The sequence below is a fragment of the Neisseria sp. WLZKY-1 genome, from assembly GCF_046546535.1.
Classification (GTDB): domain Bacteria; phylum Pseudomonadota; class Gammaproteobacteria; order Burkholderiales; family Neisseriaceae; genus Neisseria.
In genome coordinates this window covers 1-13,190 of sequence record NZ_JBKGTW010000051.1, presented here as the reverse complement: position 1 = coordinate 13,190, position 13,190 = coordinate 1, and the positions used below count along the sequence as shown (strand labels likewise).

The following is a 13,190-nucleotide window of genomic DNA, read 5'->3' as shown; positions in this document are numbered from 1 at the left end:
CCGTCTGAAAAGGCCGTCTGAAAAGGCCGTCTGAAAAGGCCGTCTGAAAAGGCCGTCTGAAAAGGCCGTCTGAAAAGGCCGTCTGAAAAGGCCGTCTGAAAAACCTGCTCCGCAGGTTTTTCAGACGGCCTTTTTGCGAATCGCCTCAGCAGGGTTCAACCGAGGAACAGGCGGTAGGCGGCGTTGCCGGTTTGGTCTTCGTAGGGATAGCCGACGCTGTCGAGGAAGGCGGCGAAGGCGGCGTTGTCCTCGGGCGGCACGTCGATGGCGACGAGGATGCGGCCGTAGTCGGCGCCGTGGTTGCGGTAGTGGAAGAGGGTGATGTTCCAGCCGCTTTTGATGTGGCTGAGGAAGTGGCGCAGGGCGCCGGGGCGTTCGGGAAATTCGAAGCTGACGAGGTGTTCGTGGCGCACGTTCGGGCTGCGGCCGCCGACCATGTAGCGGATGTGAATTTTGGCGGTTTCGTCGTCGGTAAGGTCGGTGGCGGGGAAGCCTGCGGTGGCCAGTCCGGCGGCGATGGCGGCGCGGTCGGCGGCGCCTGTGGTTTGGATACCAACGAAGATGTGGGCGGTGGCGGCGTCGCCATAGCGGTAGTTGAATTCGGTGACGCTGCGGTTGCCCAGCAGGTCGACGAATTTGAGGAAGCTGCCGGGCTCTTCGGGGATGGACACGGCGAAGATGCCTTCGTTGCCTTCGCCCAGTTCGCTGCGCTCGGAGACGTGGCGCAGGCGGTGGAAGTTCATGTTGGCGCCGCTGTTGACGGCGATCAGGGTCTGCCCGGTGCAGCCTTCGCGGGCGGTGTAGGCTTTGAGGCCGGCCAGGGCGAGGGCGCCGGAGGGTTCGGTGATGCTGCGGGTGTCGTCGTAGATGTCTTTGACGGCGGCGCAGATGTCGTCGGTGTCGACGAGGATAATTTCGTCGAGCAGGTCGCGGCAGAGGGCGAAGGTTTGTTCGCCGACGAGTTTCACCGCCGTGCCGTCGGCGAAGAGGCCGACGTCTTTGAGTTCGACACGCTCTCCTGCGTCTATGGATTTTTTCATGGCGCAGGCGTCGCGGGTTTCGACGCCGATGACTTTGATTTCGGGGCGGACGTGTTTGATAAAGGCGGCAATGCCCGCCGCCAGCCCGCCGCCGCCGACGGGAACGAAGACGGCATGGACGGGCTGCGGGTGCTGGCGGACGATTTCCATGCCGATGGTGCCCTGCCCCGCGATGACGTCGGGGTCGTCGAAGGGCGGGATGTAGGTGAGGCCGCTTTGGGCGACAAGCTCTGTTGCGTGGTCGTAGGCGTCGTTGTAGGACGTGCCTTTGAGGACGACTTTGCCGCCGAGGGCGCGCACGGCGTCGACTTTGATTTGCGGCGTGGTTTCGGGCATGACGATGGTGGCTTCGCAGCCGAGTTTGCGCGCGGAGAGGGCGACGCCCTGGGCGTGGTTGCCCGCGCTGGCGGTGATGACGCCGCGTTTGCGCTCTTCTGCGTCGAGCGCGGCCATTTTGTTGTAGGCGCCGCGGATTTTGAAGGAAAACACGGGTTGTAAATCTTCGCGTTTGAGCAGGACGGTGTTGTTCAGACGGCCGGACAGGCTGCGGGCGGGTTCGAGCGGGGTTTCGGCGGCAACGTCGTAAACGGAGGAAGTGAGGATGCGGGTGAGGTAGTCGAAATGCGGCAGGGTGCTCATGATGTTAAGTTATTTTACGAAAGGTAAAACCATACCCGCGCGTCAGGGCGAACGCAAGAAAAAGTTAGCAAACGCGGGGCTCGTGGGTATAATGCGCCTTTTTTTTACGCACATTCCGCGCGGCGCGCCGCCCCCTCTTTTCAGACGGCCTGCCGCAGCCTTCCAATCCCTCCGCCCTTCCTGCCGCATCATTATGAAAAAAACCGTATCCCTCACCGTGCTGGCACTCTGTGCCTCGCTCTCTTTTCAGACGGCCTATGCCGCCAAACACCGCCACAAATCAAGCAAACCCGCGGCCGCCGCGCCCGTCGAACAGGCCGCGTCCGAACCCGACATTCTGCCGCCCGAGCCCAAGCCGCAGCCCTCGTCCGCACCCGAAATTGCCGCCGCCGCCTACCTCGTGCAAGACTTGCAGAGCGGCCAGATTCTCACCGGCAAAGACTTGGACAAACCCGTCGAGCCCGCCTCGCTCACCAAGCTGATGACCGCCTATCTCGCCTTCAAAGCCCTCGAAAACGGCAAACTCAAAGCGCAGGATATGCTCACGCCGTCTGAAACCGCCTGGCGCGCCGAAGGCTCGCGTATGTTCCTCAACGCGGGCAAACCCGTTTCCGTCGGCGACCTGCTCAAAGGCCTGATCGTCCAGTCGGGCAACGACGCCGCCGTCACCCTGGCCGAAGCCCTCGGCGGCAGCGAAGCGGATTTTGCCAAACAGATGAACGCCGAAGCCAAGCGCTTGGGCATGAACAACACCCATTTCATGAACGCCACCGGCCTGCCGGGCGACGGCCACATCACCACCGTGCGCGATCTTGCCATCCTCTCGGCCGCCATCATCAAAGACTATCCCAAGTATTACCCCATCTATTCGATGCAGTCCTTCAAATACAACAACATCGAGCAGCCCAACCGCAACCTGCTGCTCTACCGCGACCCGAATGTCGACGGCCTCAAAACCGGCCACACCAACACCGCGGGCTACAACCTCATCGCATCGAGCAAACGCAACGGCCGCCGTGTCGTTTCCGTCGTTGTCGGCGCCGACAGCATCGAATCGCGCGCCGGCGAGAGCAGCAAGCTGCTCAACTGGGCTTTGCAAGCCTTCGACACGCCCAAAGCCTACGACGCCGGAAAAGCCGTCGCCCCCGTGCAGATTTACAAAGGACAGAAAGACACCGTCGACACCGGCTTTGCCGAACCCGTTTACGTCACCATCCCGCACGGCGAAGGCGCGAAAGTGAAAACCGTGCTGGAAACCGTCCAACCCGTTATCGCCCCCGTGGAAAAAGGCCAGGTGCTGGGCAAGCTGAAAATCACCTACGAGGGCAAAGTGCTGGCCGAAAAACCCGTCGTCGCACTCGAAGCCGTGGAAGAAGCCGGTTTCTTCGGCCGCCTGTGGGACGGCATCAAACTGTGGTTTAAAAACATGTTCGCCGACGAATAAACCGCACACAGACACTGCGGCGGTATCCGCATACCGCCGCAGCTCCGTATCCGCCCGAGGCCGTCTGAAAGCCCGGGCGTTGCGCCATTTCGGAACCCGCATAAAGCCCGCAAAACAAACCGACCGAACCCAAAACGCCGCCGGCCCCAAGGACTCACATGAAACGCTTCGTCATCTCCGTCATCCTCCTCTTCTGCCTCACCGTCGCCACCCTGGCCGTCGGCCTCTACATCCTCGAATAATATGCGCGCCCCCTCCATCCCCGGTTCCCTCAAAGCCCTCATCATCTGGATCGCCCTGCTGGCCGCCCTCATGTACGCCGCCGTCAGCCTCACCAAACGCCCGCCACCGCCCACCCTGTCCGCCCAAAGCGGACACGACGGCAAACCCCACGCCCGCCTCGACGCCCTCGGCTACCTCAACCTGCTGCGCCGCGAAGCCGGGCTCGACCCCTTCGCCCGCTCCGACGCACTCACCCGCTCCGCCGCCAACCACGCCCGCTACCTCAACGACTACCCCGAAGACATGCACGACGAAAACCACGCCGACAGCCCCCTCTACACCGGCAAAGAACTCGACGAACGCGTGGAAAAAACCGGCTACCTCTACCTCGGCGTACAAGAAAACCTCAGCACCGGTGCACACGCCGCCCCCATGGGCGAGCAAGCCCTGCAACACCAATACATCGACGGCCTCATGACCGCCATCTACCACCGCTTCTCCCTGCTCGACCCCGTAGCCGACGAAGCCGGCATCGCCTACTCGACACACAACAACCGCCACGCCCTCGTCATCAACCAGGGGCGGCGCGACGCCGAACGCCTGTGCCGCCTCAACCGCAGCGAAGAAGAGGCCGACGAAAGCCGCTCCTACTACTCCGACCTCTGCCGCAACGGCGCTATCTTCTACCAAGACGAACTCAAACTCAACATCCCCGACTACACCGTCTACCCCGTCGGCAAACTCGCCTCCCCCGTCTTCTCCAACGAAACCCCCAACCCCCTGCCCGACCGCGAATACAGCGGCAACCCCGTCAGCATCGCCTTCGCCGAAGGCGGCGAAGAACCCCAAATGATCTCCTTCGAACTCTTCAAAGGCAAAGAAAAAATCGGCAACACCCGCCTGCTCACCGCCGAAACCGACCCCAACAAACGCCTGACCCCCTACCAGTTCGCCCTCTTCCCCCTCGACCCCCTCGCCTACGACACCGCCTACCGCGCCGTCTTCCGCTACCGCCTGCCCGACTGGGAAAACGACGGCGACATCAAAGAACACACAGCCGAATGGAGCTTCCGCACCCGCAAACCCGACTACCCCTACTTCAACCTCAAAGGCGGCGAAAACCTCGCCGTCGAATCCGGCCGCAGCTACTACCTGCGCTGGCCCGCGCAAACCTGCCGCCCCGATTGCAGCCGCATCAGCTTCCGCGAATACGGCGGCGCCGAAATCACCACCTACACCGGCGAATACGACGGCCTCATCGTCTCCGTCAGCGGCAAACGCGGCAGCGGCGTCCGCGTCAAACCCCTCTACGGCAACACCGGCGAAACCGCCCTGCTCGTACAATAAACCGCCGGAAACAACAGGCCGTCTGAAAGCGAAGCTTCAACGAAGCGGCAGCTTTTCAGACGGCCTTTTGGTTGGCGCGTTCAAACCGTTTGCCGCGTGGCTGACGCAGAACGGAAACCGCCTGCCTCTGCCGTGCGACAGGTGTGGCAAAAACCGCGTGCGCAGCTATGCGGCACACGTTACACGCACCCTGATGATTTGAGGCCGTCTGAAAACCCGATAATGTGTTTCAGACGGCCTGTCGCCTGTTTGGAGCAGCCTGAAAGGTTTTAACTTCGTTGAAGCTTCGCTTTCAGACGGCCTTTGCACTGTCTATCCAATAGCGTTCGAGCCCGTCGCGGATGTCTTCGAGCGCACCGCCGTTGGCGAGGATCACGCGGCGGCTGGCGGGGTTGCTGCTGCGGCAGGTAACCAGCAGGCGCCCGATGCCGTGGCGGCGGGCTTCGCTTATGGCTTGATGCAGGGCTTGTTTGGCGTAGCCTTTGCCGCGCTGCGCGGGGTGGACGCAGTAGCCGATATGGCCGCCGATTTCGCGCAGAAAATCGTTCAGTTGCAGGCGCAGGTTTAAAAAGCCGACGGCCTGCCCGTTATCGGCGAACATAACATATTGGACATACGGCACAAAGCCTTCGGGCAGACCGCGCCCGTGTGCGGCTTCGCGGCAGGCGGCGAGCCAGTCGGTATAGATAAAGGTGTCGGCGCCATGCCAAAAGCCGTCGGTGTCGCTGCCTGCGGCGGTGAGTTCGTCCAGCAGGGCGGTAACGGCGGCCGCGTCGTGTTCGGCGGGGATACGCAGGGTGATGTTCATGGGTTTGCTTTCGTACAGGTGGCTTTGAAGCCGTCCCCGCCTGCGCGGGGATGGCGTTTCTGAAAGGATTGCTGTGCCAGGCCGGATGCTCGAATCCGTCCCATGCCTTGCCTAATTGGTAAACCTCAGCAAATACCCGTTCGGATCTTGAATCAGAAACTCGATTTGCGCTTCATCAATGCCGTTTACCTGATAAATGCTTTTGGTCAGCGGCCGGTAGATTTCGATGCCGGCTTGTTTCACCGCTTCGTAGAGCGCTTCGACATCGTCGGCAGCGATGGAAAAATTGATGCCGCGCCCCAGCGGATAGGCCAGCTCGCCCGTGTTCCAGCCTTGTTCGTGGATTTGCTCAAACATAAACTGGCTTTCTTGAAACGACATGAACACAAAGTTTTCGTCTGTTCGTTCGTATTCGGTTTGGAAACCGAGTTTTTCGTAGAAATCTTTGGTTTGCGCGATGTCGAAAACGGACAGTTCGGGGATTAGTTTGTTGAAATTCATAGCGGATTCCTTTGTTTACACAAAAGGCCGTCTGAACCTTTCAGACGGCCTTTGGAGCGGGTGGCGGATGTTGCATAGAACGCGTGCGTCGCAGGGGCGACACACCCTACGCATGACCCACGCTACGCTTGCTTCTGCAATGCCGTTGACCGGATAGGTGCTTTGGGTCAGCGGGCGGTAGATTTCGATGTTTGCTTGTTTCTGAACCCTACGCTTACTGCCTTTACGCCGACACGGTTTATTCGGCGTCCGCTATCACGCCGGCGGCAATCAACCTACCGTTTTGCTGCAGCAAAAAACGCTGGCCTTCGGTGGCCACCAGCGGCTTTTCGGTTTCCAGCCGCACTTCGGGCGTTTCACCGTCGGCTACGCTTTGCGGCGAAACAAGTCTGCAGCGCACCGTCTGTCCGCCTATCCAGATGTCCATACTGTCGCCTGCCGACAGCGCATGGCCGCCTTCTACACGACTCAGGTTGTAGATATAGCCGTGCAGGCTGCGGCTGTCTGCCAGCGGGGCAGACGGCTGCGGCCGCGGTGCCAGCGCGGCGGCATCGGCCAGCAGCTGTTGCAAACCCTGATCGCCGACATAAATGCGCGCATGCTCGCCATCCATTTCATAGGTGTCGAGCAGATTGCGCATTTCCATGGTTTCGAGTTCCAGGAGGTCTTTGTCGTCCAGCGCATCGCTTTGGCTGAACAGCACCGCCAGCTTCGGCACATCGGCCTGCCGCGCCACCAAGATATGCTCGCGGGTAACCGGCAGCGGTCCGGTTGCGGAATCGACAACCAACACACCGAGTGCGGCATGCTGCGCGGTATCGGCAGCTTGGGCGGCGGTGGCTTGTGATGGCGGCAGCAGAAACATGGATTCGCTGTCAGCTGGGCAGATGTTTTGAGCGATGCAATCGGGCAGAACGCTTTTGCGGAGTTCGTCGCCCAGCAAGACGATGCGACCGCTATTTTGTGCAGTTTTGGACAGTGCGTCAGCCGGTTTTTCGTCTCTCGTTTTGCTCGGATAACATCCGACCAGTAGCAGTGAGAGCAAGGCACTACTTAGAAAAGACGTTAAGTTCATGGCAAAGTTTCCTATCTGTTTTTCTTTTTTCCAATCTGTTTGAGGCAGCCTGAAAATTGCCGGATAGCCATTTTTATGGGCAGATGGGTTAGAACAAAGGCAGCCTGAAAACCGTTTCCCGCGTTTTCAGGCTGCCTTACCGTTCAGACGGCCTTATGCCAGCCCTTTCTTCTCCAAATAGCTTTCATAATCGCCCAGATAATGCTCATACCCGCCCTTGCCGTCCAACTCGATAATCTGCGTGGCGAGCGAGGAGACGAACTGGCGGTCATGGGAGACGAAAATCAGTGTGCCGTTGTATTTTTCCAGCGCCATGTTGAGCGATTCGATGCTTTCCATGTCCATGTGGTTGGTGGGTTCGTCCATCACCAGCACGTTGGGTTTCAACAGCAGCAGCTTGCCGTAAAGCATGCGGCCTTTTTCGCCGCCGGAGAGTACTTTCACTTGTTTAACCACATCGTTGCTGCCGAACAGCAAACGCCCCAGCGTGCCGCGGATGACTTGTTCATCGTCGCCTTCCTGACCCCATTGGCGCATCCATTCGGTGAGGTTCATTTCCACGTCGAAGTCGTTTTCGTGGTCTTGGGGGTAGTAGCCGACGTGGGCTTTTTCTGCCCATTTGATGCTGCCTGCATCGGGCGTGAGGCCGTCTGAATACTCGGCGTTGTACGCGCCTGCCAAGAGTTTCAGCAGCGTGGATTTGCCCGCACCGTTGGGGCCGATGATGGCGAGGCGTTGCCCCGCCTCCAAAATAAATCCCAGTTTTTCAAACAGGGTTTTGTCAAACGCTTTGGCAAGGTTTTCCACTTCAACCGCTTGTCGGTGCAGCTTGTTTTTCTCGTCGGTTTCAAAGCGGATATACGGATTTTGGCGGGTGGAAGGTTTCACTTCCACCATTTCGGCTTTAATCTTATCCGCCTGTTTCAGGCGGCTGGTGGCTTGGCGGGCTTTGGATTTGTTGGCGGAGAAGCGGGCGACAAATTCTTGCAGCTCTTGCAGTTTTTCTTTGGCTTTGGCGTTGTCTTTCAGGGCGCGCTCGCGCGATTGGGCGGAGGCGAGCATATAGTCGTCGTAGTTGCCCGGGTAGATGGTGATGGTGTTGTAGTCCAAATCCGCCATGTGGGTGCAGACTTCGTTCAAGAAGTGACGGTCGTGCGAGATGATAATCATGGTGGAGTCGTATTGGTTCAACACGCCTTCGAGCCAGCGGATGGTGTTGATGTCCAAGTTGTTGGTCGGCTCGTCCAGCAGCAGCACGTCGGGTTTGGAGAACAGGGCTTGGGCGAGCAATACGCGCAGTTTGAAGCCGGGGGCGACTTCGCTCATGGTGGCGTTGTGCAGTTCTTCAGCAATGCCCACGCCGCTTAATAATTCTGCCGCGCGCGCTTCGGCGGTGTAGCCGTCGTATTCGGCAAACTTGGCTTCCAAGTCGGCGGCTTTCATGTAGTCGTCTTCGGTGGCTTCGGGATTGGCGTAAATCGCGTCGCGCTCGGTCATTGCCGCCCACATTTCGGTGTGCCCCATCAGTACGACATCCAGCACGCGCATGTCTTCATAGGCAAACTGGTCTTGGCGCAGCTTGCCCAAGCGCACGCCGTGTTCGATGGCGACTTCGCCTGCGGTCTGCTCCAAATCGCCGCCGAGGATTTTCATAAAAGTGGACTTGCCCGAGCCGTTGGCGCCGATCAGGCCGTAGCGGTTGCCTTCGCCGAATTTGACGGATACGTTTTCAAACAGCGGCTTGGCGCCAAACTGCATGGTGATGCCGTTGGTGGAGATCATGTTTTTGAATCCTTTTGTTTCTGTTAATTTGCGTAATCAAAAATGGGCGGATTGTAGCATAACGGGGAAGGCCGTCTGAAAAAGGCCGTCTGAAAGCCGCGCGGCGTTTTCAGACGGCCTTTTGCCGTTTTTTGTTTTCAGACGGCCTCAGCGCCGCAGTCCCTCGGCCAGCCGCGCAACGATTTCCGCCGCGCTGCCTTCTTGCGAGCGGGCGGCGTTTTGCCCCGCCCAAAACGGCGTGAAGTCAAACGAGCCTTGCGCTTCGGCCGCCGCACGCAATGCGCCCGCCGCCGCGCCTGCCAGCGGAAACGGCAGCGCGGCGGGGTTGGCCGGCCCGGCTTCGCGCATAAAACGGTTGACGATGCCGCGAGCCGCGCCGCCGCTGAACAGATTGCTGACGGCGGTATCCTCGGGCTGCGCGGCCTGTATCGCCGCGCGGTGGGCGGGTTTGGTTAACGCCTCGTCAGAGAGCAGGAAGACCGTACCCGCCTGCACCGCCGCCGCGCCCAAGTCCGCAGCCGCGCGCACCGCCGCCGCATCGGCGATGCCGCCTGCGGCGACAACGGGCAGTTTCACCGCGCGGACAATGGCGGGCAGCAGGGCAAACAGGCCGCTTTGGCCGTTTGGGTCTTTGTCGAGAAACCAGCCGCGGTGGCCGCCCGCTTCCCAGCCCTGTGCGATCACCGCGTCCGCGCCCTGCCCTTCCAGCCAGCGCGCTTCGGCCACGGTGGTGGCGCTCGCCCAAACCTCTGCGCCCGTGTTTTTCACGCGTTCAAGCATAGGCTGCGGCGGCAGGCCGAAATGGAAGCTGACGACGGGTGGGCGGTATTGCTCGACCAGCGCCAGCGCGGCCTCGTCAAACGGCTGCCGTCCGCCGCTTGCGGGAATGTCGGCCTGCGTCAGGCCGTATTCCGCAAAAAACGGCTGCAACACCGCCAGCCAGGCCGCATGCTGCGCTTCGTCGGCGTGCGGTGTGCGATGGGCGAAAAAATTCACGTTGTACGGCATCGCGCCCGCTTCGTCGCGCATGGTTTGCAGCGCCGCCGCCAGCGCGTCGGGCGCATACATCGCGGCGGCCAGCGAACCCAAACCGCCTGCACGGCACACGGCCAAGGGCAGCGCGGTATCGTGGGCAAAGGCCATCGGCGCTTGGACAATCGGGTATTTCAGAGAAGAGAGGATTTTCGACATGGGTTCTCCTTTGTTTTCGCTTGGGGGATGGAGGCCGTCTGAAAAGCGAAAACCGTTTTTCAGACGGCCTTTATTCGGGGTCGTCGGTAAAGGCGTTTGCCCGAAAAATCGGGATAAAGCAATACAGATACAGCGTAAACGCGGCGGCAACGAGCGCGGCGGGTACAGTTATTAAAAACAGCGGATGCCATGCCGACAATACGGCGCGGCAGAGGGCGGCGGCAAACAGGCAGGCGAAGGCGGCGCGGGCGGGCTTGGGATAATCCAGCCCGACAAAGCCGCTGTGGCGCAGGCCGGCGGTGAGAAAAACCAGCATGATGGCGCCGAGCATCGCGCCGAGGGTAATCAGGTGCAGCGGCGCGCCCTGCGGTTTGCCAAGCAGCGTGTTTGCGCCCAGCCACAGATAGCCTGCGGCGGCGGAGAGCTGGATAAGGTAGTAAAACGCGATGTAGTGGCGGCGCAGCAGTTCCCAATGGTGCAGCTCGCGCAGCTTGGCCAGGATCACAAAGCCGACGGCAAGTGCGCCGAATCCCACCGCTTCGGCAGGCAGACGCAGCTCGGCGGCGGCGTAGAGCAGCAGAAACAGGATGGCCATGTTTTTGTAAACGAAATTGGGGATGAACACCGGGTCTTTCAGACGGCATGATTTGAGTGCCTCCGCGCCCAAAACGACGCTGACGCGGAAGGAAACCAGCATCACGGCGGCGATGTTGAGATGAATCAGGCTGCGTAAAAGCGCGGGATTGCCGCTTGATGCATAGGCCGTCTGAACGAGGGCAAACAGCAGAAGCAGCAGCAGGATGGCGAAATTGTCGGTATTGCGGCCGCGCCATACGCAATATGTGCAAAACGCAAGCAGCAGCCACCAGCACGCGGCCACGGCAAACGCGGCGGCCTGCGGCCAAAACGGCAGCGCAAGGGCGGCGAAAAGCAGCGGCGCAAAAAGCGCGAAGCCGATGTTTTTCAGACGGCCTGTGTAGCCCGTCCAGTCCGGCACGGCGGTTAATAAAAATCCGCTATACGCCGCTGCAGGCAGCAGCTGCAAAAACACCAGGCGGTGAAACAATACCGCGTCGGCACGCAGAAAAAACGAAGCCGCGCCGAACACGGCCGCCGCTGCCGCCGCCGTGAAAAACGGGCGCATCGGATGGGTGAAAAACAGGTTGCAGGTGTTCAAGTTAAAACCTTTGCTGGTATGGCCGATCAGGTGTTTTATAGCAAGTCCACACAAAAACCTGCGGCTTGCTGCCTTGTATCTTTTTTATTTTGACTCACTATAACAATGATATTTGACGAATGGTAAAAACCGATAGGACGATACCCGATATTTTGTTTTCAGGCTGCCTTTAGGGGCTGTTTGCAATTGGTTTGTAAACAGCCCCTAGAAAAAGACAGAGGCCGTCTGAACGGCGGCGGGCGGAATGACGGGACTACTCATAGTAGCGGACGCCGCCAAATTCCCGCGCCACGGCGGCTTCTTCGTAGGCCGAATCGCGCGAAGACAGCGGCTCGGGCAGGAAAATGGTTTTTTCCACGCCCATGCCTTTGGGCGCGAGCAGCATGATTTCGCGGCTCAGGCGGGCGGCCTCGAAGCGGTCGTGCGTAACCAGTAAACACGCCCAGCCTTCGCGCTCGATTTTTTCCACCAGCATCGCCGCCAACACCTCGCGCAAATCGCGGTCGAGGCCGACGAAAGGTTCGTCCAGCAAGGCCAAATCGCAGCCGCACAGCATCAGCCGCAAAAACGCCACCCGCTTGGCCATGCCGCCCGACAATTCGGACGGATATTTGTTCAAATCGCCTGCTGCGAGGCCGACTTTTTCCGCCAGCGCAAGCACGGACGCTTCGTCGGCGCGCTCCATAAACACGGCGATATTCTGCATCGCGGTGAGGTTGTCCAACAGGCGGTTTTCCTGAAACAGAAAGCCCGTTTTGCGGAAAGTGTTGTTCAGACGGCCTGATTTGGGCGTTTCCAAACCCGCCGCCAAACGCAACACCGTGGTTTTGCCGCAGCCGCTGGGGCCGAACAGCGTTTTCACTTCGCCCGCATTGAGCGTCAGCGAAAAATCGCGCACCACCGCATCGCGCAGGATTTCAAAACGCAGGTTTTCCAACACCAGCATCATCGTCTCCACGGCATAAACAAAATTTCCAAAGGCTTGACAAACAGGTATTCAAACAGCGACACAAAGGCAATCACCAAGACCACATAAGCCATCACGCTTGAGGTTTCCAGCATCGCCCGCGCATCGGCAATCCGCGCCCCGATGCCCTCGCTCGCGCCCAACAGTTCGGCCATAATCACCACTTTCACGCCCATCGCCACCGCCACGCTGATGCTGGAGAGCAGATAGCCCGTAAGGTGCGGCACATACAAATAGCGGATTTTTTTCAGACGGCCTAAGCGGTAAGCGTCGAACAATTCTTCGTTTTTTTTGTCCACGCTGGCCATGCCCGCCGCCGCGCTGGCAAAGGTAAGCGGCGCGACCAGAATAATCACGGTAAACAGCACGCTCGGATTGCCGAAGCCGAACCAAAACAAGGCCATCACCACCCAGATAATCGGCGGCATCGCCAGCAATACCGTAATCAGCGGTTTGAGCAGCGCCATCGCCGTTTTAAACCGCCCCGCCAGCAAACCGGCAGACACGCCCGCCACCAGCGCGATGCCGATGCCTGCCGACGCGCGCCACAGCGACACGCCCAATTCGGCCGCTTGAAATTGTTTTAACAATTCAAATGATTGCGCAAACACGGCCGATGGCGCGGGTAGCATAAATTCGCCGAACACCGCGCTGCCCCACGCCCACAAGGCCACCGCCGCCATCGCCACGCCCAAGCCCGCAAAGCCGCTCCAAAGGTAGTCGGCAATGTAAAACAACACGGGCTGGGGCTTGCGGATTTTGTCGGTTTTAATCATGGCTTTTGCGGTTTGCGGCTTTCAGACGGCCTCGAAGGCGGAAGGCCGTCTGAAAAGATGGGTTTGGGATTGTGTCGGGCGGGTATTGTAAATACCACTTTACACTACCGCCCGCAAGGGTTTCAGACGGCCTTTTGGTTTCAGACGGCCTTTTGGTTTCAGACGGCCTTTTGGTTTCAGACGGCCTTTTGGTTTCAGACGGCCTTTTGGTTTCAGACGGC

12 protein-coding genes are annotated in these 13,190 nt (G+C 59.7%); 2 read left to right on the top strand and 10 right to left on the bottom strand.

The window, feature by feature from the left end; translation table 11 throughout:
• Nucleotides 1–155: 155 nt before the first annotated feature.
• Nucleotides 156–1,679, bottom strand: a complete 1,524-nt coding sequence (gene ilvA, locus ACLD9W_RS10630) for a threonine ammonia-lyase, biosynthetic (RefSeq protein ID WP_410841990.1) — start codon at nucleotides 1,677–1,679, stop codon at nucleotides 156–158.
• A gap of 193 nt (nucleotides 1,680–1,872) precedes the next feature.
• Here ilvA and ACLD9W_RS10625 point away from each other — a divergent pair, with 193 nt between their 5' ends.
• Nucleotides 1,873–3,123 carry a D-alanyl-D-alanine carboxypeptidase family protein gene (locus tag ACLD9W_RS10625; RefSeq protein WP_410841989.1) on the top strand — a complete coding sequence of 417 codons (1,251 nt, stop codon included), beginning with the start codon at nucleotides 1,873–1,875 and terminating at the stop codon, nucleotides 3,121–3,123.
• Nucleotides 3,124–3,366: 243 nt separating this feature from the next.
• Nucleotides 3,367–4,692 (top strand): CAP domain-containing protein, encoded by a 1,326-nt coding sequence (locus ACLD9W_RS10620; protein ID WP_410841988.1) that lies wholly within the window; start codon nucleotides 3,367–3,369, stop codon nucleotides 4,690–4,692.
• Between the two features lie 292 nt (nucleotides 4,693–4,984).
• On the opposite strand, the gene ACLD9W_RS10615 is transcribed toward ACLD9W_RS10620, so the two are convergent.
• From ACLD9W_RS10615 to ACLD9W_RS10575, 9 genes are all read right to left on the bottom strand, one after another.
• Nucleotides 4,985–5,500 (bottom strand): GNAT family N-acetyltransferase, encoded by a 516-nt coding sequence (locus ACLD9W_RS10615; RefSeq protein WP_410841987.1) that lies wholly within the window; start codon nucleotides 5,498–5,500, stop codon nucleotides 4,985–4,987.
• 111 nt (nucleotides 5,501–5,611) lie between these two features.
• Nucleotides 5,612–6,001, bottom strand: coding sequence for a bleomycin resistance protein (locus ACLD9W_RS10610; RefSeq protein ID WP_410841986.1), 390 nt, complete (start codon nucleotides 5,999–6,001; stop codon nucleotides 5,612–5,614).
• Nucleotides 6,002–6,239: 238 nt separating this feature from the next.
• Complete coding sequence (locus ACLD9W_RS10605; protein WP_410841985.1) at nucleotides 6,240–7,076, bottom strand: GTP-binding protein; 837 nt, start codon at nucleotides 7,074–7,076, stop codon at nucleotides 6,240–6,242.
• Between the two features lie 153 nt (nucleotides 7,077–7,229).
• The gene (locus tag ACLD9W_RS10600; RefSeq protein WP_410841984.1) at nucleotides 7,230–8,858 is read right to left on the bottom strand and encodes an ABC-F family ATPase; all 1,629 of its coding nucleotides are present in this window, start codon (nucleotides 8,856–8,858) and stop codon (nucleotides 7,230–7,232) included.
• Between the two features lie 147 nt (nucleotides 8,859–9,005).
• Nucleotides 9,006–10,049: an NAD(P)H-dependent flavin oxidoreductase gene (locus ACLD9W_RS10595; protein WP_410841983.1), complete on the bottom strand. Its 1,044-nt coding sequence runs from the start codon at nucleotides 10,047–10,049 to the stop codon at nucleotides 9,006–9,008.
• 70 nt (nucleotides 10,050–10,119) lie between these two features.
• Nucleotides 10,120–11,226: an NnrS family protein gene (locus ACLD9W_RS10590; protein WP_410841982.1), complete on the bottom strand. Its 1,107-nt coding sequence runs from the start codon at nucleotides 11,224–11,226 to the stop codon at nucleotides 10,120–10,122.
• A gap of 253 nt (nucleotides 11,227–11,479) precedes the next feature.
• Nucleotides 11,480–12,172, bottom strand: coding sequence for an ATP-binding cassette domain-containing protein (locus tag ACLD9W_RS10585; protein WP_410841991.1), 693 nt, complete (start codon nucleotides 12,170–12,172; stop codon nucleotides 11,480–11,482).
• Nucleotides 12,172–12,969: an ABC transporter permease gene (locus ACLD9W_RS10580; protein WP_410841981.1), complete on the bottom strand. Its 798-nt coding sequence runs from the start codon at nucleotides 12,967–12,969 to the stop codon at nucleotides 12,172–12,174. Before ACLD9W_RS10580 ends, ACLD9W_RS10585 begins: the two co-directional genes overlap by 1 nt.
• The coding region (locus ACLD9W_RS10575; RefSeq protein WP_410841980.1) for a hypothetical protein at nucleotides 12,962–13,190 on the bottom strand (229 nt) is incomplete at its 5' end. The genes ACLD9W_RS10575 and ACLD9W_RS10580, both read right to left, overlap by 8 nt.

What these genes read in the sequence shown, in the direction of transcription:
- ilvA (WP_410841990.1), bottom strand. Translation starts at nt 1,679, where the DNA reads ATGAGCACCCTGCCGCATTTCGACTACCTCACCCGCATCCTCACTTCC.
- ACLD9W_RS10625 (WP_410841989.1), top strand. Translation starts at nt 1,873, where the DNA reads ATGAAAAAAACCGTATCCCTCACCGTGCTGGCACTCTGTGCCTCGCTC.
- ACLD9W_RS10620 (WP_410841988.1), top strand. Translation starts at nt 3,367, where the DNA reads ATGCGCGCCCCCTCCATCCCCGGTTCCCTCAAAGCCCTCATCATCTGG.
- ACLD9W_RS10615 (WP_410841987.1), bottom strand. Translation starts at nt 5,500, where the DNA reads ATGAACATCACCCTGCGTATCCCCGCCGAACACGACGCGGCCGCCGTT.
- ACLD9W_RS10610 (WP_410841986.1), bottom strand. Translation starts at nt 6,001, where the DNA reads ATGAATTTCAACAAACTAATCCCCGAACTGTCCGTTTTCGACATCGCG.
- ACLD9W_RS10605 (WP_410841985.1), bottom strand. Translation starts at nt 7,076, where the DNA reads ATGAACTTAACGTCTTTTCTAAGTAGTGCCTTGCTCTCACTGCTACTG.
- ACLD9W_RS10600 (WP_410841984.1), bottom strand. Translation starts at nt 8,858, where the DNA reads ATGATCTCCACCAACGGCATCACCATGCAGTTTGGCGCCAAGCCGCTG.
- ACLD9W_RS10595 (WP_410841983.1), bottom strand. Translation starts at nt 10,049, where the DNA reads ATGTCGAAAATCCTCTCTTCTCTGAAATACCCGATTGTCCAAGCGCCG.
- ACLD9W_RS10585 (WP_410841991.1), bottom strand. Translation starts at nt 12,172, where the DNA reads ATGCTGGTGTTGGAAAACCTGCGTTTTGAAATCCTGCGCGATGCGGTG.
- ACLD9W_RS10580 (WP_410841981.1), bottom strand. Translation starts at nt 12,969, where the DNA reads ATGATTAAAACCGACAAAATCCGCAAGCCCCAGCCCGTGTTGTTTTAC.